Below are 24,635 nucleotides of genomic sequence, written 5' to 3'. Positions count from 1 at the left end.
TTCTTTTTTCTATTTATATCAAAAAGATAGAATGAACAATTCTACTATATTATTAACCAATTAACGACTATAAAAATGAAAAAAATATTGATCGGTTTTGCTTTGAGTCTCGGAATTTTTTCCTTTGCTCAGCAGTATCCGGATTACGGATACGACAATGACGGATATTATCAGAATGATGGAGGCTATTACAGCGATGAAGATGACCAGAATTATTTTCCTGATGATTATTACTACAATTATCCACAGGATTACTATCCTCAGAATTATTACCAAAGTAATTATAATGATTACAGGAACAGTATCGTTAACATCAACTGGAATGTATTTTTTACACAAAACAGATTAAGTCCATGGCAGGTTGATCAGATCCTGAGATTGAATAATCTTTATGTAAGTTTTTCATCATGGAACAGATTCTACAGATACAATCCGGACAGATGGTATTATGACAGATTCTACGCTTTACAAAGAATTATGGGGCCAAGGGTTTTTGTAGTATTCCAGAATAATTATTACAGAGGGTACAGTCCGGTAGTGTATTTCCAGAATTACAGAAGAACCCATTATGCGGCAATCTGCAGACCGATGCCTAGATACAGAAATGTAAATATCAATATTTACAGAGTAGACAGATCGCATTTCAGAAGAATGGATAATCCTACCTTTAATATTGTAAGATCCAGCGCCAGGCCAAACAATGGTTTCAGAGGTCCTGTAAGAGATGGTAACAATGGAAATAACGGAGGCTTCCGCAATCGTACTGAAAACAGAAATGACGATAATTCCGGTTTCCGAAATAACGGTAATGCGCCGAGAAATGATGGAGGTTTCAGAGGAAATAATAATGGTGGTGTGAGAAATGATAGCGGATTCCGATCTGAAAGAGCCGAGAATAGCGGCAACAGAGGAGGAGGCTTCCGAGGAGGAGAAATAAAAAGAGAAGAAGCTCCGAGAAGAGAAAATAACGGAGGCTTCAGAAATGGAGGAGGTTCTGGAAGAAGTGAAAGTGCTGCACCAAGACAGCAGAATAATGGTGGCGAAAGAAGAAGCAACGGCGGTTTCAGAAACGGATTTGCAAAGAATTAATTTTCATATATTATATTTAAGTGGTGTGAAGGGCAGGTTTTTTAATCTGCTCTTTTTGTTTTTTTTAAATTAGTATATTCATATTTAATTTTAACAATATTTATGATATTTATTATTTAACTTTTGTTTTAACTAATAATCAAAAAGATATAAAAGAAATAATTAAAGATTTGTAATATGAAAAAATTAGTATTAGCGGTAGCATTTATCGGATTCGGAGGTTTTGCAATGGCTCAACAGGTTACTCCACAAGACAGACAGGCAAAAAGAGCTGAGATGCAGCAAAAGTTTCAGCAAAAAGAGCAGGAGCATATGGCTCAGATGCAGAAAGATTTAAATTTAAACCAGGCTCAGGTTGAGAAAATTAAAACTCTTCATGAGCAAAGAAAAGCTGAAATGAAATCTGAATTCGAGAAGAATAAAGGCGAAAGAATGGCCAGAGCAGAGCAGATGAAAGCCAAAAGAGCACAAATGGACGCGGATATGAAGCAGATCTTAACGCCTCAACAGTACGATAAATGGCAGGCCGACAGAAAAGCTAAAATGGAGCAGAGAAGAATGGCAATGAAAGAAAGAGGAGCCAAAATGCATAAGCCAATGAATACGGCAGCTCCGGATGTGACAAAGTAGTTATAATTTTGATTTTTTAATGTGTTAGAGGACGGTTAAATACCGTCCTTTTTTCTATTAATTTTATTAAAACTTTTGTTTTAGGAGTTTATTCACTAATTTTGACTGTAAATTTATACTTATGATTAGCGAGAAAATTGCGAAATTATTGAACGAACAAATAGCTCACGAACAATATGCTGCTCAATATTATCTGTCAATGTCTGCATGGTTTTCAGGAAAAGATCTTGACGGAATTGCCAACTATTTCAGAGTGCAGAGCAAAGAAGAATTAATGCATGCCGATAAAATGTTTGATTATCTTAATGATGTAGGAGGGGAGATTATTATTGGTGAGATTCCAAAACCGCCACATGAGTTTCTGGGGGCTATTGATATTTTTGAAAGAGCACTGGAGCATGAAAGAAAAGTAACAAAAAGTATTTTCAACATTGTAAAGAACGCGAATGACGAAGGCGATTTTGCTACCACTTCATTCCTGCAGTGGTTTATTAACGAGCAGGTAGAAGAGGAGGCAAGCGCTTCCCAGCTGGTAACAAAAATTAAAATGGTATCTGATAATCCTTCGGCTTTATACCTTTTCGATCAGGAGCTGGCGCAGAGGGTTTTTAATCCTAAAGGAGAATAATAACTTATTGATATAAAGTTTCGGCGGCACCAAAGGTGCCGCCGAAATTATTTATAAGTATTAATATTATCAGTCTATTTAACTACAAATAAATCAACTGTGTCTTTAATACCCTTTTTCCAAGCTTTTCCAGGATATTCTTATAATTCTCAATCTGGCGCTCATTTTTGACCGATTCTTCTCCTGTTTTAAAATCAACAATAATATAACCTTCGTCATTTTTCAAAATACGGTCTGGACGGTAAACTTTACTTTCCCCGTTTTCAGAAATCATGATGTCTTTTTCGTTGATAACCTCCCATTTCTCGTCAAAAAATTCGGCGTGGGTCTCTATAATTTTTTTGAGTTCGGCTTGTATCGTGAGGCTCTCCTCAAGCGTTATCTGTCCTTCTAGGATATAGCATTCCAGCACTTTAGGAATATCTTTTGCCGTGTTGATCTGCGACAAAAGTTCGTGTACAAAAAGACCGATTCTCACTTTTTCATTTCGTACCTGATAATTCTTTGAAGGAGTGGCAATCTTTATCGAAGTATTGCTTTCGCTCACATTTTTCAGAACCCGGATATCTTTGGTTTTAAAAGATGAAATTTTCTCTTTTGAGTACTTTTTCAGCATTTTAGGATCAACTTCATACAAATCAAACTCGTCGAGATTTTCAGGATTTTTGGACTGGAGAAATTCCAGCAGCTCAAGATTATTCGAAGTTTTATTAGCCTTTTGAATATAGAAAAAAAGCTGTTCCACAGGACGTGTGGTGGCTACATATTGAAGACAAAGCCTGTCGACAAAATTTTTATATGAATTTTGTTTGTTGAATTTTTCAATTTCTTCGTCGTAAACTTCAAGATTTTTGCTGAATTGGTTAATATTAACCGACTTTAAAGGGGTGTCTTTTGAAGTTTCAAACCAGTTGGTGAATTCAGCATCACGGTTCTTATTCATCATCGGAATAAAAACGATAGGGAATTCAAGACCTTTAGCCTTATGGATCGTCATGATCTGTACCGCGTCAATATTTTCCGAAGCCTGAATAGTATAGGTTGACGCTTCTTCGTCCCAGTATTTTAGGAATTCTTTCGTGCTCGCACCTGCGTTTTGCGTAAAATTAAAAAGCATTTCCAGAAAATTCAGGAGGAAATCCGTTTCTTTATTTTCAACAGAAAATTCATTGATGTAATACTCTACAAAATTGTAAAGATTAAATCTTGGGAAATGATCCTGCTTAAGCTTCAGGGCATATCTGTTCTGGATAAATTCCAATATTTCTTCATGAGAAGTAAGATCGAGTATTTCTTTCATTTCCAGTGTAAAATCGGCCATGTGAATTCTTCCCAGCTGATTCAGGTAATACATCATCATGATGAGATTGGGTTTATTCTTCGGATTTACCTCCCATTTAAGGAATTCAATAACCGCTTTTAATGTATTGGATAGTTCCAGCGTCAGACCTTTGTCAGAAATTGTTTTGATATTGGTTTCTTCACCTTTATAATGGACTTTCAAATTTCCCAATTTTTGGGAATAGCTGAAAATATCAAAATTTCCACGGCAGAGAATGGTAATATCGGAAAACCTGAAACCGTTATCAAGACTTTCCTGAATATCTTTCCGCATTCTTTCGGAAGTGTCATTGTAGAAATCTTCATTGGTCAGGTTTTCAATTAAATTGACTTTCACACGGCCTTCCATTGATGATCTCGGCGTCTGTTCAGCATCGGTCCCGAAAATATTTTTATGCTCTTCTTCTAAAATATCAGAATGAAACCGATAAAGATCGTTATTGAACCGGACTATATTTCGGGCACTTCTCCAGTTGTCTTTCAAAACCAGGAGTTCAGCTTCCTTAGGTGTTATTTCTTTTTTATTGATAATATCAAGCATTAGCTTGCTTTCTCCGCCCCGGAAGCGGTAGATACTCTGTTTAGGGTCACCTACAAGCGTAAAAGAGGTGTTTTCAGTAGAAATAGAATGATCCCTCAACGGAAGAAAGTTCTGCCACTGCAGTTCTGAAGTATCCTGAAATTCATCAAAAAAATAATGCTGAAACTGAGAGCCTACTTTTTCATAAATAAATGCTGATGGCTCATTTTTGAGATTTTCATTAATCAGAATATTAAACTTACTCAACAGTACAAGATCATTTTCCTGCTCGATTTTCCTCAGCTCATCCTGAATATCTTTATTCACTTTCAGCGGTAAAAGCGCCGAAAGGATCTTTTCTTTTTTCTGTGTTTCAATATAGGTAAGAATCAGCTGCATCCTGTTTTCCAGAAGCTGATCAAGAATTTCCAGAATGTCTGTCTCTTTGCTTTTCGATTTGGCAGAAGCACCTTTCCGGTAATTATTCACCACTGATTCTTCTGCGGTCGTGGGAAAAGGAAAGCCGGGCCTTTTCTGCTGGTAAAAATCTAAAACCTTTGTGAAAAATCCGCCGATTCCGTTTTTTCCCTGTGCAAAATCTTCAATCTCAATATTTCTGGATCTGAATAGCTCTATAGATTTTGCAGCAAGTTCAGCTGCCTGTTTTTTATGGAGTACAATCTCTTTACGAAGTGTATTTTTAATATTTTCGTAATTTGAACTGTCAAAATCCTTATTGTTTTTAAGATGTTCGTAATGAATGTCTTTTACAAACTCTTTAGCCGAATCATACAGGTTTTTATTTAAATTAATCCGTTCGTTATTTTCCAGGCTGTAATCAACATAGTCCATAAACGATTCCGAAATGACTTCATTTTCCCCGATCTGATCAAGCATTTTATCAACGGCTTCAATGAGGTAAGGCTCAGCTTCAATTTCAAGATTAAAATTTTTCGCAAGTCCCAGCTCGTAAGAAAAACTTCTCACCAACCTGGAATTGAACCGGTCTATAGTCCCGATATTAAGTGTAGAATAATTATGAAGAACATAATCCAGCAATTTTTTTGCACGGATATGAAGCTCATCGATCGTGATTTTTATGCCTTCCTGCTCAAATGCCTTCTGGATATTTTTCAGATCGCCGTTTTCTGCAAAATTTTCTGATGAGAAATTTCCAAGCCATGTCAAAATTCTTTCCTTCATTTCATTGGCCGCTTTATTGGTAAAAGTCAGGGCCAGAATATTCCTGATCGACTGCTGCTGATTAGGGTACCGGAGACAGATCATCAAAAGACGCTGCACAAGGGCATAGGTTTTCCCTGAACCGGCTGAAGCGTTGATAACTGTATAAGAATTTTGCATTTTGATTGGAATTCAATGTGCAAGTTACTTAATTTTTAAGTGAAATTTTAACAATTTAAGTTTCGGATTTAACAGTTTTAAAGCTAAAAATATAAAAGAAATGCTAAAACCCGTTAAGTGTGGTTAAACTTCCCGAAATATTTAAAAATAATTATAGTTTTGCTCTAATAAAAAACTTTCCGTGAAAATTAAACTACTATTTGTCTTATTTACCCTTCTTTTTATTAATGCTCAGGCTCAGGATTATATTTTTGGGAAGGTGACTTCTGAAGAAAATACTGAAATTTCCGGTGTTACGGTTATCAATATCAGAACCGATGAAAGAATCTTAACAAATCGGGACGGCCATTTTATGATCTCCGGACGTAGCGGGGATGAGCTTCGCTTTGTAAAAAACGGCTATGAGCGTGCAAACCGAAGAATAAATAGTGAAAACATCAGTGCCCCTGTCAATATTACTCTTGTAAGAGCTGCTGCTCTTATTGCAGAACTTGAAGTGAAAAAAGAAATCACCGGAGATATCAAGATTGATTCTAAAAATCTGAATCCTCCGCGGAAAGTAGAGAAACTTAAAAGTGATCTTGCTATTTACATGAAACGAAAATCGGCACCTTCTGTTTTAGCATCACGGCCGGGAGAATTTGTGCAGCCGGTAACGAAGGGAGTATTTTCTATCGGGAAAGTTAAAAATAAATGGGATGACATGGATCTGCTCAATTATTTGCAGACTTCTCTCGGGGAAGAATTTTTTGAGGATCTGAAGATTGAGAAGGCACAGATACAGCACTTTATTCTGTATATTCTGAGAACCGGTTTTGAAAGGAAAAATATTCTCAAATATGGCTATGTTACCGATGCTGATCTGAACCGCTTTAAAAACACTGTGCTGAACAGAATTTCTGCATACAAAACTCCTTAAATTGATCATCATATTTAAAAAATAATGAGAATAAAGGTTTTAATATTCATTTTATTTCCTTTTCTGCATATATTTTCGCAGAGCACTGTGGAAGGCTCCATTACTGATGAAGACGGAGTTGCTCTTCCGGCGGTGACGATCATCAACATCTCTTCGCAGAAAAAAGCGTACACTTCATCTGACGGAAGTTTTTCCATTGGAGCAGCGCCTGATGACGAATTGCGCTTTATCCGTTCGGGCTATGAAAGATCTTCTATTCAGGCAAAATACCTGGTTGATAAAAAAACAAATATTAAATTGATAAGAATTGCCGAACCGATAGAGGAAGTTGAAATTGCCAATCTTACAGGCGATATCAGAAAAGATTCCCGTGCGGTTGCAAAAGTAGATAAAGGAAAGATCGTTGAAGATGCGGTGGGGCTTCCACAACCGAAGGGCAAAATGCGGGAAACGCCGGCCGAAATAAAGCAGGTATTGGTTCCTATTTTGTTGGGAAACTTAAATATTCAGGGGCTTTACGACCTTGTCAGCGGAGATGCGAGAAGAATGAAAAGACAGTACAAATATGATGATCTGCAGGAAGATATTGCATGGATTCGCGAAAGGGTAGAAGACGATTATTTCATGAAAGAAGGCATTCCTAAAGAAAGAATCTCCGAGTTTATTGAATTTTCTTTTTCCGATAAACCACAGACCAGAGCTTTTGTAAGAGCTAAAAACCTGACAGGCACCTTATCAAGAATGGAAGAATCTCTTCCGGTATTTGTTAAAAGATTAAAAGAAAGTACGTCTGAAAATACAAGTGCGCGTTAATGATAAACGATGTCGTAAATTTCGTCTTTGACATCTTTTAAATTTTCAGGAGTATAATTGGACAGCAGCCACAAATTGAGCGGCTTTTTACCTTTACCATAGCTGGGCTGTACATACATTTCATCAATCAGGCTGAAGCCGTTTCTCTGGTAAAAGGCATAACGCCTTGCTGCATTCTCACTCAGGTGTTCCGGTTCTATTTCCAGGATTATTCTCGGATAGTTTTCAAAAAGATATTTTGTAATGTGCGATCCTAATTTTCTGCTACGGAATTCTTCAAAAACCTCAAAATGTTCCACGAAAGTATAATTGCTCAGTTCCCAGAGGATGAGGTAACCGATGTTTTCAGACTCATGCAATACCGATACAATTTTTACTTTTGGATGAGAAAATAAGGGCGCCAGTTTTTCCCAGTCTCTTCTTTCGTCTTCCGGAAAAGAAGTGCAGTAGGAGCTGTATATTTTTTCCACTCTGTAATCATCAGAGGATGTAATCTGTAAAAATTCCATAGTTTAAAGATCAAAAACATTAGGCCTTCTGGTAATGAAGATATCCTTCACCCAAAGTGTGAATGCCAGTCCGAGGTAAATAAGGAAAAAAAATCCTGCTGTTGCAAAAGTAGAGTAGATAAAGAATACCCGGAGTTTGGACACCGGAATACCCAGTTTTGCGCCGGTTCTCGTAAGAACGCCGAACCATTCTCTTTCCATCTTATGGCGGATGTTATCTAGCATTTCAAGATTCTTTTAAGAGTTTAAATCCAATACTGCAATGTAAGCATTTTTTTTCTAAGCAAAAATGATTGAAATGATAAATCAGGCTCTGGCTTTCAAGAGAGGTGCTCACAGGAACATTAAAGCTTTTCCAGTTTTCAATGACCGAATTTTTTTCTGCAGCCAAGTCTTTATAGAAAGCGATTAGATCGTCTGCAATTTCCTCATGATGGTATTTATGATAAGTGTATTTTAGCGGTAAAATCGTATTCAGTATGATGAGTTCAATAAAATCTCTGCTCAGAACTTTTGGCTGGTTTACACTGGATATTTTCCCGAAATTGAAACGATTGTCCCAATATTCCGAAGCGCTTATGTTTTTTAACAGCTCAAATAATTCTTCAGCGGATGTTACATTGATAACCTTTGAGAATAAGTTTTGATTCTGATAATACAGGTCGGCGAGCTGTGCCAGTCGGATGGTGGGAAAGTTAGGCGGCCGGAGCCGTAAAAATTTGGGGCGAAACCTCACATCGGTTATTTTAAATTTAGCCTTTAAAAAATCAAATTCGCGTTTCCATATTTTCATCGTTTCATCTTTCGGATCTTCCAGCCATCCCGCAATTCCGAAAAGCAATGCTTCCAGCTGCGTTTTGTTTTGGCGTATTCTAAGGATGATGCTAAAATCAATACTCTCTGCAATCTGTCTGAAGATCTCGGCATTCACTTTTAATCCGAAAGAATATGCAAAGCTGTGAAACAATACAGCTTCAAAATTATTTTTAAATTTCTTAAGGCTTTTCTCCAGCTCTTCAGACTTTTCATTAAGCCTGCCAAGAATATTCTCTTCATGAAATCCTACAGGAATATGTTTCGGGTCGAATACGTTTTCGCAGGCAATAAACTGATTTCCGCTTAACAGCTTTTCATATTTCCAAAGAGTATCCCGGTTAATGTAATTCTTCAGTTCGAGGGTCGGGACATTTTTATTTCTGAGCTCATCAATGTCCATATCGTTCTCATAAACAGCATGGAGAATAATATTATGATAATTCGGATCCCGGGAATGATTGTGGAATATCCAGTCGGAAGACTTTATATGAAGCTCTATATGTCCGGCTAAAGTAACGCCGCCGACTTTTATTTTAGCTTCTAAAAAATCCGGACCGGAATCGGTGTTCCATCTCCCGAAGTATATGATTTCAACGGCATTTCCTTCAATATCCCTGAAGTCGAAATGTTTGAAGATCTTATGGTTCCAAAGATATTGGAGTAGTTTTTCGGTCATGAGTGTTTTTTTGCTAATTTAAGAAATTGCTGCTAACAATAAGCTGCCTTCATTTTGAGGCAGCTTTTACTTCTGATCGGGAAGAAATTATCTTACATTTTTGTAATGAATCATTACATACTTTAAGCTTTCCATAAGAGATTTGTCGGGAATTATATTCTTTCTCAGTAATTATTTTATCATTTTCATCTAAGTAAGTTATCTGAGAAAACAGGATTGTAAAGTGAGAAATTAGAAGCGGAATTATTATTTTTTTTATAATTATGTTTAGGTAATAAGATTTACAAAGGTTGTTTTGAAACTATTGTTTAATAAAAATAAAATTTTAAGTGTTATAAAAAAATAATAAAACATAACGTTACACAACGAAAAAGGCTGCATTATCAATAAATGCAGCCTATATTTTATAGTTAAATGCCTAAGCTTTCGTCAGCTCACTTTTAAATTTTTCAATGGTTGTTCTGTACATTTCCTCGTAGATAGGAAGAATATTTTTCAGATCGAATTTTATGGCCTGTTCTTTCGCATTTTTCTTCATTTCAGATAAAAGCTCTTCATTGCTTAACAGTTTAATCGTATAATTGCTCATGGCTTCCACATTTCCGATTTCTGCTAAAAATCCGGTTTCTCCCTGGATGTTCACTTCCGGAATTCCTCCCGCATTGGAACTGATAACCGGAGTGTAAGCAGCCATCGCCTCCAGTGCAGCCAGACCGAAACTTTCCTGTTCCGAAGGCAATAAAAATACATCGGACAGCTGAAGAATTCGGTACAGGTCGTTGACCTTTCCGAGCAGGCGGATTTTAGAAATCAGGTCCGGATTTTCCTCGAGGAATTGGTTGACCTTTTCCATATCGGGACCTTCCCCAATAATAATCAGTTTCGATTTTACCTTTTTCTGTACATTTTTGAAGATCTGAAGAACTTCATCTACTCTTTTTACAGGGCGCAAATTGGAAACATGGATCAGGATCTTTTCATCAGGATTGGCAAACTGTGTTCTCTGGCATTCATTGCGTTCGGCAAATTCAGAATTATCAATAAAATTGGTAATGACCTGAATTTCTTTTTTGATTTTGAAGAACTGCAGGGTATCTCTTTTCAGACTTTCAGAAACAGAAGTAATGGCATCAGATTGATTGATTGAAAATTCTACGGCATGTTTATAGCTTGGATGCTGACCAACCAGCGTAATATCCGTACCGTGAAGGGTCGTTACCAAAGGAATATCATTATCGTCTTCTTTCAGCATCTGTTTTGCGGTAAATGCAGCATACGCATACGGGATGGCATAATGGGCATGAAGAAGATCCAGCTTATAAAGATTCACGACACGATAAATCATCGAGCTCAGTGCAATATCGTAAGGCTGGTACTGGAAAAGGGGATAGGTCTGAACATTTACCCTATGGAAAAAAATATTCGGGTTGGTAATATCTAATCTCGCCGGAAGTGCATTACTGATAAAATGAACTTCATACCCCTTATTGGCAAGTGACATTCCCAGTTCTGTTGCTACAATTCCGCTTCCTCCGTAGGTGGGATAGCAAAGTATGCCTATTTTCATTTATTTTGATGGTATTTTTTAATTGTTTGTACTGCAATTTTTTTCATAATACTGGCGTAATACTTCCGGATTATTATTTCTAATTACTATTTTCTCTGCTTCAAAATCACTTACAAGTTGCGGACATTTATCTTTGAAGAAATTTCTAATCTGTCTTCTTAATATTTGCTTTTTATTAAGAGTCGGAATACTATTGTTAATATAAATAACTTGCGGCTTTTCATTTTTATACTGAAAGAAGAAATATTCATGAGAAGAAGGTGTTACGGAGTAATGATATCCGTTATTAATCCCACCATCGTAGGCATAAGCAACATACGTTGAAATTTCTCCTGAATTTATTTTTTTCATCCAGCAAAAATTGGTTTTAGGTTTATCAGATAAAAAGAAATAAATATATTCTTTTAATTCCGCAGTTATTGCCTCATTGTTTTTCGGATTGATATATTCTACTTTATCCAGTAAATTTATCTTTATCTTCTCCTTTTTTTTAGAACCATTTTCTATGAAAGCCAGTTTAGTCTCTTCGTTAGATACCATATCTGCTTTTCCTGTTCTTTTTTTTTCATCCAAAAAGTACAAAGTGGCATCAAATTGCTGTGCTTTTGTACTGAATGAAACTGAAATAACTATAAAAGCGAAAAGTTGAATAATTTTTGACATCATTTGTTTTTTTATTAATTTATTTTTGAAAATTATTTAAATCAATTCCCATTCCCGCTTTCAGTTTATCATTTACCAAAACAGGTAGCCTGCCGCCTATTTTTGTTTTTCCTTTCAGTGCATTGGCTGTAGCCGTCATTGAGTCATCGTTGTTTTCATAAGAAACCAGAACCGTAGAAATATTTGAAATATCAATATCTTTCAATGCATAAGCACTTCCGAAAACATTCAGGATAACATTCTGATTTTTTGACACATCAGATAACACCTTTTTAGAAGCTTCGGAAATTTTATACGATTTATAAGCGGTTGAATTATCTTTATGCAGCCCAATAATTACTGTAGAATTGGCAGGAATTGTATTGATCTCATTGGCTTTTTTAATGATGATTCCTGAACCCATTTCTTGGGCAAATGTCTGGAAGGGGGCCTCTTCGAGAGGAACATAATAGATTTGTTTTCCGGTTAAAGGAAGCAATTTTTTCTCATCTTTCAATAAGGTTAAAGCACTCGCATATAAATTCTGAACCAACATTTTATGAGAATCATTGTTTAAATCTGAATTAATGTTTTCCGGATTTTTCGGACTATATTTATCTAAGCCTAAGAAATATTTTGTCAGAAGAATTTTCTTTACACTTTCCTCAACTCTTGCCTGAGAAATTTCACCATTATCAATAGCCTTCTGAATGAGTTTCTTTCCTTCTGCCACACCCTGGGAGAAAAGCATGATGTCATTTCCTGCTTTAAAAGCCAGTGCATCCAGTTCGCCCGGTTTATATTTATTGGCCACCGCACCCATATTTAATGCATCGGTAATAATAAGTCCTTTATAGCCTAATTTTTCTTTCAGGAGGCCTGTAATAATATTTTTGGAAACCGAAGCCGGAATTCCTTTTCCTGACTCAAGGCTGGGAACGTACAAATGGGCAACCATCACTCCGCCTATTCCTTCTTTCATCAATGCTTTAAAAGGAGCCAGTTCAATATTGCTGAGTCGGTCAAGGCTATGCGAAACCACCGGAAGATCCAGATGAGAATCTGTACTGGTGTCGCCATGTCCGGGAAAATGTTTGATTGCCGCCAGAATATTATTATCCTGTAATCCGTTTGCATATGCAGATGCAGAACTAATAACATTGCTAACCTCAGATCCGAAACTTCTGTTACCGATAATCGGGTTATCCGGATTGGTATTTACATCAACTACAGGGGCAAAATCCCAGTTAATTCCCATTCGGTGGCAGTCTTCTGCAATTTTGGCAGACATCTGTCGGATCAGGTCTTTATCCTGGATAGCTCCCAAAGTCATTGCCCACGGAAATTTGTGCGCAGCAGCAATTCTCTGAAACAATCCCCATTCAGCATCCATTCCGATCATTAACGGAACTTTTGATTTTTGCTGGAATTCATTAACTAAGCTTATTTCTCTTGCTGCGTCATCCTGCATCAGAATAAGACCGCCAATCTTTTCATTTGTAACAATGTTTCGTACGGTATTAATCTCATTTTCACCCTTATTGGTGTATAATGCAACAATAAAAAGCTGTCCGAGCTTTTCATCCTGCGAAAGATTTTTATACGTCTTGTCAACCCAGTGGTTGGCCTTTTTAAGATCTTCTTTAGAAAGATTTTGAGGGATATATTGGGCCGTAATTTTCGGGTTTAATAATGATATAACAAAGATTGATATAGAGACCAGTTTCTTCATAATTTTGAATAATAACAAAAATACAATTAAAAAGATGAGCAAAACAATGTTTTTAAGTTTTTTGGTATATGATTTGAATATGCATTATAAATAACAAAAACAACTAAACTTTTATAAAATGAAAAAATTTTTTCCAATTTTGCTATTAGCTTTTGTAAGCTTATTCATATTCAGCTGTGATAATAATGATGATGTGGTAGGAGACGGCGATACTTATTCTCAAATGAGGGATGTTACGGGCAACTTTACATCGGCAAACAGTTACGCTTTCACGCAGGGAATCAATATAGCCAGTACAGATGTTGTATTAGTATACAGGAACTTAGGTGCAGCATGGCAGTTAATCCCTAAAATGGAGTACCTTCCAAATGTGACGGGAATGCCAACAGGAAGAGAATTTCAGTACAATTTCGTTTTTGATACTCAAAATGTACAGATCAGAATTGATGATGAAAACTTTAATCTGGCTACAGGTTTAACTTCTGCAGAGGCAAATCAATATCTTAATAATCAAAGATTCAGAATTGTTTTAGTTCCTGCAAGCGGTTCGAAAAACTCAAATGTTAATTACGAAGATTATAACAGTGTGATTAAATATTATAATCTTGATGATTCTAAAGTAATCAACACGGTGGTTACGAAATAATAAGTATATCTTTTCAGTTTTTTATAATTACAAAAAAGCTCCGAAAGAAATTTCGGAGCTTTTGCTTTACTTATCGTTGTCATCCAGTAAATGACCAAAATAATCTTTTTTTGTCTGTAAATATCCTTGGCTTATTTCGTTTGCCGGAATCTGTAAAGGAACCCGAGAATTAAGATGGATATTGCTTTCTTCTACATATTTTATCTTTTCAGGATTATTGGTAAGAAGATTTATATCCAATATTCCCAGTAAATTAAGGATTTCTATGGCTACGCCGAAGTTTCTGTCATCTGCTGGTAAGCCCAACTTCAGATTGGCTTCTACCGTATCAAACCCTTTTTCCTGTAAAGAATAAGCTTTTAATTTGTTAATGATTCCGATATTTCTTCCTTCCTGACGAAGATAGATAATAACTCCTCCATTTTCATGGATATATTTCATGGCAGCATCCAGCTGCTGCCCGCATTCGCATTTTTTTGAATGGAAAACTTCTCCGGTAATGCACTCTGAGTGGAAGCGTACGTTCACAGGTTTAGAAAAATCTGTTTTGTCTGCGACAATAGCCATATGTGGCATCCAGTCATTCTCGTTTTCGGATAAAGCAATCATTCGGAAAGTACCGTATTCCGTAGGAACATTGGACTCCGCCTGAATTTTAATCATGAACCCCTTAATTAGTTTTAATTTCCCTTTATGTAATCTTCAATTGCAGAAACATTTGTTTTGAGTCTGACGAGATAACGGTTAAGGATCTCATCTTCATCTTTATTAAGATTTTGTCTCAGCTTCTGAACTTTTTTATAAGATTTTTCAAAGTCTTTCAGCGCTTTATTTTTCCCATTCAGATTATCTGCATCTATTGCATAAAGATAGTTTTGCAGACTGTATTTTAACGTGATAATTTCACTGTTTAAAGCGGTATTTTTGAATTTGGGAAAAGTAGCAATCAGATTGGAAATTTCGGAAGCGTTTACATTACCTTTTACATTGATATCAATACTGTTTGCTCCCTTATCAGAATCTGATCCTTTGGTTTCGCTATAAAAGCCGGTAGACAACGGAGAAAAATTTTGTTTTTCCGTTGCGCAAGATGTAATAATCAGTAATACCCCAAAGAAAAGTAATCGTTTCATTTTTGTTGCCCCTTTTGATATAGGACTGGGTTAAGACTTTCATCATTGTACATTTTCATTTGTTTGTACACTTTCATCTTAACATCACCGTTCTCAATATCAGTAAGCAACTGATTAATAGAAGTTGAAAGATCTTCATGCTGAGCAAGAAGAACATCTAATTTTGCCTGACAATTGGCTCTGTGTTCTTCGGAAGCGGAATCTCTGTTTGCCTCTAACGACATATGATAAACCTTAAGCGCGAGAATTGATAATCTGTCTACCGCCCAGGCGATAGTTTCAGTATTGATTTTTGCGTCAGGTTTAGGAGTTACACTTTCATATTTTTTAAGAAACCAGCTGTCTATAAATTCCACCAGATCAGTTCTTTTCTGATTTGATGCATCTATTGCTCTTTTTAACTGGAGCGCTTCAGCCGGATCAATATTTTCATCCCTAATTATATCTTCCAAATGCCATTGAACGGTATCAATCCAGTTCTTTGCATACAAAATCCGTTCCAAAGTATCTTTTTCGAACGGGTTATTAATTAGAGTGTTAACGTCATCAGACATGTGATAATCTTCAATAGACTTATTGAAGACCGCCCATGCAGTCTCTGTGAAATTCATCGAATTGTAAGAATTTTTAGTTGCTTGAAGGATTATTGTTGGTGGTCTTATTTTCAGAACCCGGTTTATCCTCTTCCTTTACTGCATCTTTGAATTCTTTGATACCGGAACCAACTCCTCTCATTAATTCAGGGATTTTTTTACCTCCGAAAAGTAACAAAAGAATAATGGCTACGATCAGGATATGCTGCCAAGATAATGACAATATTGTTAATGTATTCATTGCTAAATTTTTTACAAAGTTAATCTTTTTTTAATAAGAAACCCAACCTAATGGATCAACAGGTGTGCTTCCGTTCCATACCTGGAAATCAAGTGTATACGTTCCGTCAAAATCCTGACCAATTACCCCAACCGGAGTTCCTGCCGAAACCTGCTGTCCTTTGGAAACATTTACGCTTCCCAGATTAGAATAAATGGTAAAATAATTACCATGCTTAAGGATAACGGTTTTCGTTCCGTCACTGTTGGCCAATACAGATGAAACAGTTCCCGGGAATACTGACCTTGCTCTTGTGCCGGAAGGTACGGAGATTTTTATTCCGTTGTTTTCTTCGTCAATATTTTTAAATACCGGATGCGGATGTCTTCCGAAGCGATGCGTAATTTGTCCGATTTTATCTGCAGGGTAGCCTAATCTTCCTTTGTTATCAGCAAAATTGCTTCCTGCAACGGTAGTTACCCCGTAATTGGTCATTGCTTTTGTTTCTGCAGCTTTCTTATCATCTTCCTTCTTTTTAGCTAACGCTACTTCTGCGGCTCTTGCTGCTGCAACTTTTTCAGAGGCTTCTTTTGCTCTTGCTGCTGCTTCATCAGATGCTTTTTTAGCGGCTACTTTTCTGGCTTCATCTCTGGCTGTTGCTTCTGATCTTGCGGCATCTTCCGTACGCTTTCTTTCTTCTTCAGCTCTTTTTGCTGCAAGTTCAGATGCTTTTCTGGATTCTGCTTCTGCGGCCAGTCGTTCTCTTTCCAGTGCTTCTGCACGAGCTTTATTTTCAGCTTCAATTCTAGCTTTTTCTCTTTCAGCAGCAATTTTGGCAAGACGGATTTTTTCTGCTTCCGCTTTTTTTCTTGCTTCTTCCTCTGCTTTTGCAATTCTGATTTCCTCTGCAATAATAGATCTGATTTGACCTTCCAGTGCTTTAGATTGTGTCTGTTTTTGTCTGAGTTCTGAAGTTAGCTTGGATTCGTTTTTCTTAAATTCCGATACAAGCTGCTCCTTCTGAGCTTTTTCAGCATTAATGGTTGTTAAATCTTTCTGTTGATTGGCAAGAAGATTTGCCTTTTCTTTTACGGAATTCTGTTTCTGTGCTATAGATTGCTTGATTTTTGTGGCCGCATTGGTTATTTCTGCAGCTTTTTTGTCCTGATAGTCAGAGTATTGCTTTAGGTATTGCATCCTGCGAATAGCTTCTCCCAGATTTTTGGCAGAAAGAATAAACGTTACTTTATTTTGTACCCCTTTATTTTTGTACGCATTCACCAGAACTTTGGCGTAGTTTTCCCTGAGGATTTTAAGCTCTCTGTTCTGTCGGTTGATTTCAAGCTGGCGAAGATAAATTTCATCTTCAATAAATCTCTTTTCCTTCTGAGTATTGTTATAAACCTTTTCTCTCAGTACCAGCTTTTTGTTGACATTGTCAAGGTAAGCAACTGAAAGTTTAGATTCATTTCTTGTTTTTGCTAAATCTGTGTTTATCTGAGCAATTTGTTTTTTAAGTTCAGCATTTTGCTTTTGCAGTTGTTCTTTTTTACCGCTTTGTCCATGATGCAGTCCGAACAATAAAATACCTATTAAAAAGCTAAATTTTTTAATCATTTAATTTCGATTTTCTTATAACTGGACGGCACAGAATATGGTGTATCCATCCTCGAAAAATCAAATTTCGTATTTTCCAGTAAAATCTGGCTGCTTTTTGAGCCTTTTATAATTATTTTAACATTTCTGGGCAAACGGATTCCGTTGATTTCTTCCCAATTGCTATACGATACGTCAAGCTCATCAGGAGACAGTACATCCTTAAGGTTTACATTCAGCAAATCATAATTGGTATCGTAGTTTAATACAATTTTATACTCTCTTGTTCGTTCTTCGGTCTCAATTTTCTGATTGGTATTGGATGCCATTTTGAAACCCTGAGAATTCTGGGTTAATGTAAACTGTGAGTCGTTGATTTTTACGAAGGTTCGTCCTAAAAGAATTTTTTCCAGGGATTTATAATCAATGAAATTAACATTCAGGAGATTGTTAAGGTAATCGAAATCAGAATCAATATACGTTTTGCTGGTTTTATCCTGTCCCTTTATCCCTTCTGGTGTTGCTATTCCGCGTGCCACCGTGATGATGAACGCCTGAAGATTCATCCATACTTTTTTATCTTTCTCAATATAAATAGTGGCATCTAACGTAGGAATGAAACTTCCGCTTTCCACATTTACTTTACTGTTGATTTTGATCTGCTCAAACTGAACCGGAGGAATAACATGCTCAAAGAAAGGCAGCTTATTTCTTATAGGCTCATTGACATCTTTGGGATTCTGATCGTTTTCCAGTACAAATGTACTGTCGGTTTTTAGAGCATTACGAGATTTTTTAGCAGCATTTCTTGTTTTACAGGATGTTACAGCAAAGAGCAATAATAGTACTATGATCCAGTTTTTCATGTATTTACCTTTCAATTTATAAAAATTACGTTGCAATATTAACGCCAAACCACACAAAACATTTTGTGTGGTCTGAAGATAGCTATTTGCGTTGAATTATTGATTCCGGTCAAATTATTTCGATAAAAAATCAAGGACAGAATAATCTCCTAAGGAAATTTCTCTTGATACACCGAAATATTGGGCAGAATTTCCAATCATAGAGTTGGAAAGATTTCCATGATTGATTTTTGTATTTTCCTGAATTAGGGAATTTTCAATATTAGAATTGACAATCACTGTATTATTTCCCAATGAAACTCCTGGACCCACTTTTGAGTTGGAGATTTTTACATTTTCACCGATAAAGCATGGCGGAATGATCAATGAGTTTTCGATTTGTGCAGAAGCAGGATATTGAGACATTGCTTCTTGTTCGTAAGCAAGAATTTTGCTGTTGGTTTCTACGGTGGCATTTTTGTTTCCGCAATCCATCCAGTCATTTACTTTTCCTAATGTGAATTTCGCACCTTTTGCACGGAGATTTTCCAAAGCGGTAGTAAGTTGGTATTCTCCACCATTCTTGATGTTATTATCCATCAGGTAATTGATTTCATCCATCAGCTTTTCTGCGCTGTTGAAATAGTAGATCCCGATAATAGCAAGGTCTGAAACAAAGGTTTGTGGCTTTTCAACAAAATCGGTAATAAATCCGTAGTTATCTAATTTTACGACCCCGAAAGCGGAAGGATCTTCTACGCTCTTTACCCAGATTACTCCGTCCGAATTTTTATCCAAAATAAAATCTGCACGGAAAAGGGTATCGGCAAAAGCGATCACTACATTACCGCTCATTGACTGCTCTGCACATTTGATAGCATGTGCGGTACCAAGCGGATCGTTCTGGTAATAAATGCTTCCTTTGGCTCCCAGTCTTTCAGCAATCTGAATAAGGGATTTTTCAATCTCGGGACCAAAATCTCCGATGATGAATGCGACTTCTTCAATTTCTTCTCCTGCTACTTTGGCAATATCTTCCACCAGTCTCTGTACGATTGGTTTTCCCGCAATCGGAATTAAAGGTTTCGGAACGGTAAGAGTATGTGGACGTAATCTGGAACCACGTCCAGCCATAGGAACGATAATTTTCATAAATTATATAAGTATGTTTTTTTTAATGGTTGTTTAATTTTTTATAAAGATAGCAATAAAAGGGTAGTATTTCGGCAGTTTTAATATTATTTAAAACAGAAACCATACGCAGCAAATTAAAGACCAAATTACTTTTTGATCCTTGAGAGAAGCATATCTTTTTCAGAATAAATAAGAATACCTGCATAAACTAGGAAAAATAAGTTTCCGATCCAGAGATTGTAATCGAAGAACGCTACAATAACATAGCTGAAGACCGCCAGGAGAACAACGAAAAAAGAAATTTTCTTCATTCTGTAAGGAATAGGATAGTATTTCTGGCCTAAAAAATAGGATAAGACCATCATAGTAAAATAGGCAGCCAGTGTAATCCATGCAGATACCATAAAACCATATTGCCTTAGCAATACGAGATTTAATATAATTGTAATAATGGCGCCAATCCAGGAAATATAGGTTCCCACCCGCGTTCTGTCGGTTACCTTATACCAGGTGGAAAGATTGTAGTATATCCCGAAAAAAAGATTGGCAATAACGATAATAGGAATAATATTTAAGGCAATCCAGTACGAACTGTTGGGTACCAGTAAAAGCTTGAGCCATGAAACATTGGCAATAATTCCTAAAGCTACTACCGATGCGAAAAATGAGAAATATTCGGTTACTTTTGCGTAGGTCTTTTTGGCATTTTCATTGTTCATTTGTTTGAAGAAAAACGGCTCAATTCCCATTCGGTATGCCGTAACGAAGAGGGTCATTAAAACGGCCATTTTATAGCATCCGCCGTATGCTCCTGCATCACCATCGTCAATAATGAATTTCTGGATGAATTTATCAAAATTTTCATTCACCATAAATGCGAGGCCGGCAATCATAATCGGCCACGAATATTTTAGCATCTGGAAAAAAAGCTCCTTTGAAAACTGAAGCTTTACCTTCAGGATAACCGGTAAAACCAATATAACACCTAAAAAGCTGGCCGCCAGATTACTGTAAAACGGATACGAAACTTTTTCCTTTAAGCCTAATTTTACACTGAATTCCTGTGGAATATAAAGAAATAATGCAATGGCAAAAGCACTCTGGAAGACAGCCTGAATCACTCTTACGGCAGTATATTTTAGCGGTCTGTTATGAAACCTGAACCAGGCCAGCGGGATTACAAGAATATTATCAAAAAATGCAATCCAGGCAAACCAGCGGATAAATTCCGGCGTCTCCGAATATCCAAAAACATTGGCAATAGGCTGATTAAACAGCAATACCAACACCAGAAAAACAGTTGATAAACCGGTTAAAAACCAGAAAGAAGTATTGAAAACCTTCTGTTCATTATTTTTATCAGATGAAAACCTGAAGTAAGCGGTTTCAAAGCCAAAAGACAAAACAATATTAACAAACGATATCAGCGCATAAAGATTGGTGAAAATGGCAAACGCACTGTTGTCAATATTTTTAATAAAAAGGTAATTCAGCAGTACAACAATGATCCTCGGCATAATCGCCCCGATTCCGTATATAATCGTTTCGTTGAGAAGTTTCTTCAAAATCTGGAAATTTTATGCAAATGTAAATATTTAGAAATTGATTTTTATCGACGGTATAAAAATTCATCCATAAACCTTATTTTTGAAAAACTTTGTCAAAATTCAACTTTGATAAAGCTGACCGTTAAACTTCCGGATAATTTCTAAAAAAGTATAAATGAAGACCCTAATTAAAAACGTAAAAATCGTCAACGAAGGAAACATCATAGAAGGTGATATATTGATTGAAAATGATGTCATTTCCAGAATTGATTCAGCTATTTCAGCCGAGGCAGATCGCATTATCGACGGTGCAGGAAAGTATCTTTTACCGGGAGTGATTGATGACCAAGTGCATTTCCGAGAGCCTGGCCTTACCCATAAAGGCGATATTGAAAGTGAATCCCGCGCTGCTATTGCCGGAGGAACTACCAGTTTTATCGAACAGCCGAATACAGTTCCCAATGCCGTAACACAGGAGTTACTGGCTAATAAATATGAAATTGCATCGCAAAAGTCGTATGCCAACTACGGTTTTATGATGGGAGGGACAAATGATAATCTGGAAGAAATCTTAAAGACCAATCCGAGAAACGTTCCGGGAATCAAATTATTCTTAGGTTCTTCCACCGGAAACATGCTGGTGGATAATCCGGAAACACTGGAAAATATTTTCAGTAATACCAAAATGCTGATTGCCGTTCATTGTGAGGATGAAGCGACCATCAGAGCCAATACGCAGCAATACATTGATCAGTACGGAGAAGATATTCCGGTGAGATTTCATCATTTAATCAGAAGTGAGGAAGCATGTTATAAATCTTCTTCAAAAGCTGTTGAGTTGGCAAAAAAAACAGGAGCCAGGCTGCACGTTTTCCATTTGTCAACGGCGAAAGAACTGGAGCTTTTCCGTAACGACATTCCATTAAAAGATAAAAAAATCACTGCGGAAGTTTGTGTTCATCACCTAACCTTTACCAATGAGGATTATGAGACACGGGGATCGCTCATCAAATGGAATCCCGCTGTAAAAACCCAACACGACAAAGACGGACTCTGGGAAGCGTTGCTTGATGACAGAATTGATGTAGTTGCTACAGATCACGCACCACACACCTGTGAAGAAAAACAGAATGTTTACACAAAATGTCCTTCAGGAGGACCTTTGGTTCAGCATTCTCTGGTGGTAATGCTGGAAAATTATAAAAACGGAAAAATTTCTTTAGAGAGAATCGTTGAAAAAATGGCTCATAATCCGGCAATTTTATTCAGAATTGAAAAGCGAGGTTTCATCAGAGAGGGGTATAAAGCTGATTTGGTTTTAGTAGATCTGAATGAGAACTGGACAGTAGAAAAAGAAAATATCCTTTACAAATGTGGTTGGAGTCCGTTGGAAGGAATGAGTTTCCATTCTAAGGTAACCCATACTTTTGTAAACGGAAATTTAGTTTATGAAAACGGAAAGATCAATGAACAGAAATTCGGGGAGCGTTTGCTTTTTGAAGTTGAATGATAAATATAAATAACACAATATCAATAGGAGCGGGCTTTAGCCCGCTTTTCATTTATAATAATCACATCGGCTTTAGCCAAAAATCTATTAAAAAAGGGAAGCTTACAAAATTTAAGCCTCCCTTTTTTAAATTATATCTGAAAAAATTAATCAATGGTAATTCCTTCAATCGCTTTTTCCATAGACGTTTCCTGAATTCCCGGAATCGATAGACCTTCTGCCCGGAAAACGGAGACATCCGAAACACCGTAAAATCCAAAAACATTTTTAATATAAGGAACATTGGAATCATATATTTGGAAAGGACCCTCAGAATAAATATTTCCTGATGTAAAAGCGATATACAGTTTTTTGTTATTCAATAAACCTTTAGGCCCGTTTTCATCATACTTAAAAGTATATCCTGCTCTGGAAGTAAAGTCGAAATAGGCTCTGAGCGATGCCGGAACCGAGAAGTTGTACATAGGAGAATCAATTACAATTATATCTGCTTCCTGCAGTTCTGAAATCAGACCCGTTGAATATTCATTAATTTCTTCCTGTTCCGGTGAATGGCTTTCTGCCGGTGTAAAAAAAGTATTGATATGGATCTCTTCCAAAATGGGAACAGAATTCTTTGTAAGATCACGCTCCTTAACAACCGCATCCGGATATTTTTCCTTAATTTTTTCAACAACCGCTTTTCCCAGTTTTCTGCTGGCTGAAACTTCCATTCTAGGGCTTGAAATAATGTGAAGTATGTTTTTCATTTTTTTAAATTTTAAAATTCTTCAGCAAAATTACCTACATTTGCTTATCAAAAGTTAGTAGTAAACAAAAGGTTAGCAGTAACCTTTCGGTTAGTTAAATTTGAAATTATGGAAAATACGGTTGTTTTTGACGAACCTTTGACGGCTGAAGGATGCAGCGGACATCTTTCCTCGGTAGAAGATGCCATTTTCGTAATTGGCGGGAAATGGAAGCTTAAAATCATTATCGTTCTACAGGAAAACGGTAATATCAGGTTCAATGAGCTGCAAAGGAATATTTCGGGTATTTCGGCAAGAGTACTTTCTAACGAGCTGAAAGATCTGGAATTGAACGGTTTTGTAAAAAGAGTAGTACACGCAGAGCAAACGCCTGTGATCGTGGAATACATTTCAACCGATTACAGCAAAACGCTTAAACCAGTGATCATGGCTCTTTCCGATTGGGGAAGAAAACATAAAAATAATATTAGAGAAGATGTGTTTTAATTAAAAGACTGCCGAAATTCCAGCGGCGACATCTTCGTTTTCTTTTTAAACAGCGTGCTGAATGACTGCGCATGCTCAAATCCCAGCTCATAGGCAATTTCACTTATCGAAAGCTCTGTTGTTGAAAGCTTTTCCTTGGCTTTACTGATCAGCTTTTCGTGAATATGCTGCTGCGTATTTTGCCCGGTGTGAACCCTCAAAAGATCGCCCAGATAATTTGGGGAAAGATTCATAGCCTCCGCAATTTGCTGAACAGTAAGCAGTTCTTTTTCAGCTGAATTATCATTAAAATAATCATTCAGAAAAGCTTCAAATTTTGCCAGAAGATGATGGTTGCCGCTTTTTCGGGTAATAAACTGCCTTTCGTAAAACCGTTTGGAATAATTCAGCAGTAATTCTATTTGAGACAAAATAATCTCCTGGGTATGATGATCGATGTGCTGGCATTCTTTATCAATTTTAAATAAGATTTCAAGCAAATCATTTTCTTCGTCTTCAGAGAGATGCAGCGCTTCATTTACAGCGTAAGAGAAAAATCCGTATGAAGAAATGGTTTTTGCCAGGGAATGTTTCAGAAGAAAATCTTCGTGGAAAATCAACAGGTAACCTGTGTTTTTGCAATCCATCGTCTGCAGATCCAGATATTGAACCTGGTTGGGCGCTGTAAAACTCAACACCCCTTTATCATAATCGTAATGCTGTTGTCCGTATTTTATTTTTCCTGTAGCGTTCCGTTTCAGGGCTACACAGTAATAATGACTCACAAAGCCTTTCCATACTTCGTCTTCAATAAAAATACTTTCTGAAAGGTTAATAACGCTTACCATCGGATGTTTCGGTTCCGGAAGCGACAAAAGTCTGTGAAAATGGGAAATAGATTGTATGGTGTTCATACTTAAGGTTTATAATAGTAAAGGTAACAATTATTTGGA

Annotated in this window: 25 protein-coding genes; 8 read left to right on the top strand and 17 right to left on the bottom strand. The window is 36.6% G+C overall.

Translation table 11 applies throughout. The annotated features are described in order from the left end of the window. Nucleotides 1-75 precede the first annotated feature (75 nt). The 3 genes from HHL20_RS11005 to HHL20_RS10995 all read left to right on the top strand — a co-directional run bounded on the left by HHL20_RS11005 (nucleotide 76) and on the right by HHL20_RS10995 (nucleotide 2,347). The gene (locus HHL20_RS11005; RefSeq protein ID WP_169231266.1) at nucleotides 76-1,089 is read left to right on the top strand and encodes a hypothetical protein; all 1,014 of its coding nucleotides are present in this window, start codon (nucleotides 76-78) and stop codon (nucleotides 1,087-1,089) included. Nucleotides 1,090-1,266: 177 nt separating this feature from the next. Then, the gene (locus HHL20_RS11000; RefSeq protein WP_169231265.1) at nucleotides 1,267-1,719 is read left to right on the top strand and encodes a hypothetical protein; all 453 of its coding nucleotides are present in this window, start codon (nucleotides 1,267-1,269) and stop codon (nucleotides 1,717-1,719) included. Between the two features lie 121 nt (nucleotides 1,720-1,840). Beyond that, nucleotides 1,841-2,347, top strand: coding sequence for a ferritin (locus HHL20_RS10995; protein ID WP_169231264.1), 507 nt, complete (start codon nucleotides 1,841-1,843; stop codon nucleotides 2,345-2,347). 82 nt (nucleotides 2,348-2,429) lie between these two features. Here the strand turns inward: HHL20_RS10995 and HHL20_RS10990 are convergent, their stop codons facing one another. Beyond that, the gene (locus tag HHL20_RS10990) at nucleotides 2,430-5,570 is read right to left on the bottom strand and encodes a UvrD-helicase domain-containing protein (protein ID WP_169231263.1); all 3,141 of its coding nucleotides are present in this window, start codon (nucleotides 5,568-5,570) and stop codon (nucleotides 2,430-2,432) included. Between the two features lie 181 nt (nucleotides 5,571-5,751). Between HHL20_RS10990 and HHL20_RS10985 the strand changes: the two genes are divergently transcribed. Next, nucleotides 5,752-6,489 carry a carboxypeptidase-like regulatory domain-containing protein gene (locus HHL20_RS10985; protein ID WP_169231262.1) on the top strand — a complete coding sequence of 246 codons (738 nt, stop codon included), beginning with the start codon at nucleotides 5,752-5,754 and terminating at the stop codon, nucleotides 6,487-6,489. A 24-nt stretch (nucleotides 6,490-6,513) separates the two neighbouring features. Next, on the top strand, nucleotides 6,514-7,302 hold the full coding sequence (locus HHL20_RS10980; protein ID WP_169231261.1) for a peptidase associated/transthyretin-like domain-containing protein: 789 nt from the start codon (nucleotides 6,514-6,516) through the stop codon (nucleotides 7,300-7,302). Here the strand turns inward: HHL20_RS10980 and HHL20_RS10975 are convergent. The 6 genes from HHL20_RS10975 to HHL20_RS10950 form a co-directional block, all read right to left on the bottom strand. Then, on the bottom strand, nucleotides 7,299-7,811 hold the full coding sequence (locus HHL20_RS10975) for a GNAT family N-acetyltransferase (protein WP_169231260.1): 513 nt from the start codon (nucleotides 7,809-7,811) through the stop codon (nucleotides 7,299-7,301). The two genes, HHL20_RS10980 and HHL20_RS10975, sit on opposite strands and share 4 nt — an antisense overlap. A gap of 3 nt (nucleotides 7,812-7,814) precedes the next feature. Continuing rightward, on the bottom strand, nucleotides 7,815-8,036 hold the full coding sequence (locus HHL20_RS10970) for a PspC family transcriptional regulator (RefSeq protein WP_029297636.1): 222 nt from the start codon (nucleotides 8,034-8,036) through the stop codon (nucleotides 7,815-7,817). Nucleotide 8,037: 1 nt separating this feature from the next. Then, entirely contained in the window at nucleotides 8,038-9,303 is a 1,266-nt protein-coding gene (locus HHL20_RS10965) for a DUF2851 family protein (protein ID WP_169231259.1), read from the bottom strand. 418 nt (nucleotides 9,304-9,721) lie between these two features. Then, the gene (bshA, locus tag HHL20_RS10960; RefSeq protein ID WP_169231258.1) at nucleotides 9,722-10,870 is read right to left on the bottom strand and encodes an N-acetyl-alpha-D-glucosaminyl L-malate synthase BshA; all 1,149 of its coding nucleotides are present in this window, start codon (nucleotides 10,868-10,870) and stop codon (nucleotides 9,722-9,724) included. Nucleotides 10,871-10,888: 18 nt separating this feature from the next. Beyond that, complete coding sequence (locus HHL20_RS10955) at nucleotides 10,889-11,533, bottom strand: hypothetical protein (RefSeq protein ID WP_169231257.1); 645 nt, start codon at nucleotides 11,531-11,533, stop codon at nucleotides 10,889-10,891. Nucleotides 11,534-11,552: 19 nt separating this feature from the next. Beyond that, nucleotides 11,553-13,244, bottom strand: a complete 1,692-nt coding sequence (locus tag HHL20_RS10950) for a glycoside hydrolase family 3 protein (RefSeq protein ID WP_169231256.1) — start codon at nucleotides 13,242-13,244, stop codon at nucleotides 11,553-11,555. Nucleotides 13,245-13,362: 118 nt separating this feature from the next. On the opposite strand from HHL20_RS10950, the gene HHL20_RS10945 reads away from it, so the two are divergent. Next, nucleotides 13,363-13,890, top strand: coding sequence for a hypothetical protein (locus HHL20_RS10945; protein WP_169231255.1), 528 nt, complete (start codon nucleotides 13,363-13,365; stop codon nucleotides 13,888-13,890). 66 nt (nucleotides 13,891-13,956) lie between these two features. Here HHL20_RS10945 and ribA read toward each other — a convergent pair whose 3' ends face one another. From ribA to HHL20_RS10905, 8 genes are all read right to left on the bottom strand, one after another. Continuing rightward, nucleotides 13,957-14,553 carry a GTP cyclohydrolase II gene (gene ribA / locus HHL20_RS10940; RefSeq protein ID WP_169231254.1) on the bottom strand — a complete coding sequence of 199 codons (597 nt, stop codon included), beginning with the start codon at nucleotides 14,551-14,553 and terminating at the stop codon, nucleotides 13,957-13,959. Between the two features lie 17 nt (nucleotides 14,554-14,570). Next, nucleotides 14,571-15,023, bottom strand: coding sequence for a hypothetical protein (locus HHL20_RS10935; RefSeq protein ID WP_169231253.1), 453 nt, complete (start codon nucleotides 15,021-15,023; stop codon nucleotides 14,571-14,573). Then, nucleotides 15,020-15,634: a DUF4254 domain-containing protein gene (locus tag HHL20_RS10930; RefSeq protein WP_169231252.1), complete on the bottom strand. Its 615-nt coding sequence runs from the start codon at nucleotides 15,632-15,634 to the stop codon at nucleotides 15,020-15,022. The genes HHL20_RS10935 and HHL20_RS10930 overlap by 4 nt, the downstream gene beginning before the upstream one ends. Before the next feature lie 16 nt (nucleotides 15,635-15,650). Then, nucleotides 15,651-15,857, bottom strand: a complete 207-nt coding sequence (locus tag HHL20_RS10925; protein WP_029297620.1) for a twin-arginine translocase TatA/TatE family subunit — start codon at nucleotides 15,855-15,857, stop codon at nucleotides 15,651-15,653. Between the two features lie 30 nt (nucleotides 15,858-15,887). Then, entirely contained in the window at nucleotides 15,888-17,453 is a 1,566-nt protein-coding gene (locus tag HHL20_RS10920; protein WP_169231251.1) for a peptidoglycan DD-metalloendopeptidase family protein, read from the bottom strand. Next, entirely contained in the window at nucleotides 17,450-18,298 is an 849-nt protein-coding gene (locus HHL20_RS10915; protein WP_169231250.1) for a DUF4292 domain-containing protein, read from the bottom strand. The genes HHL20_RS10920 and HHL20_RS10915 overlap by 4 nt, the downstream gene beginning before the upstream one ends. 114 nt (nucleotides 18,299-18,412) lie before the next feature. Next, entirely contained in the window at nucleotides 18,413-19,429 is a 1,017-nt protein-coding gene (locus HHL20_RS10910) for a sugar phosphate nucleotidyltransferase (RefSeq protein WP_169231249.1), read from the bottom strand. 128 nt (nucleotides 19,430-19,557) lie between these two features. Further along, a complete protein-coding gene (locus HHL20_RS10905) occupies nucleotides 19,558-20,976 on the bottom strand; it encodes a lipopolysaccharide biosynthesis protein (RefSeq protein ID WP_169231248.1) in 1,419 nt (472 codons plus the stop codon). Nucleotides 20,977-21,133: 157 nt separating this feature from the next. On the opposite strand from HHL20_RS10905, the gene HHL20_RS10900 reads away from it, so the two are divergent. Further along, nucleotides 21,134-22,468 (top strand): dihydroorotase, encoded by a 1,335-nt coding sequence (locus tag HHL20_RS10900; RefSeq protein ID WP_169231247.1) that lies wholly within the window; start codon nucleotides 21,134-21,136, stop codon nucleotides 22,466-22,468. A gap of 146 nt (nucleotides 22,469-22,614) precedes the next feature. Here HHL20_RS10900 and HHL20_RS10895 read toward each other — a convergent pair whose 3' ends face one another. Beyond that, the gene (locus tag HHL20_RS10895) at nucleotides 22,615-23,217 is read right to left on the bottom strand and encodes an FMN-dependent NADH-azoreductase (RefSeq protein ID WP_169231246.1); all 603 of its coding nucleotides are present in this window, start codon (nucleotides 23,215-23,217) and stop codon (nucleotides 22,615-22,617) included. 108 nt (nucleotides 23,218-23,325) lie between these two features. Between HHL20_RS10895 and HHL20_RS10890 the strand changes: the two genes are divergently transcribed. After that, nucleotides 23,326-23,703, top strand: a complete 378-nt coding sequence (locus tag HHL20_RS10890) for a winged helix-turn-helix transcriptional regulator (RefSeq protein ID WP_169231245.1) — start codon at nucleotides 23,326-23,328, stop codon at nucleotides 23,701-23,703. Here the strand turns inward: HHL20_RS10890 and HHL20_RS10885 are convergent. Beyond that, nucleotides 23,700-24,596 carry a helix-turn-helix domain-containing protein gene (locus HHL20_RS10885; protein WP_169231244.1) on the bottom strand — a complete coding sequence of 299 codons (897 nt, stop codon included), beginning with the start codon at nucleotides 24,594-24,596 and terminating at the stop codon, nucleotides 23,700-23,702. The genes HHL20_RS10890 and HHL20_RS10885 overlap by 4 nt on opposite strands. Between the last annotated feature and the right edge of the window lie 39 nt (nucleotides 24,597-24,635).

The organism is Chryseobacterium cheonjiense (genome assembly GCF_012927265.1).
Taxonomy (GTDB): Bacteria; Bacteroidota; Bacteroidia; order Flavobacteriales; family Weeksellaceae; genus Chryseobacterium; species Chryseobacterium cheonjiense.
Note: the sequence above shows the minus strand (reverse complement) of the source record. Positions and strands in the feature narration are given on the sequence as shown.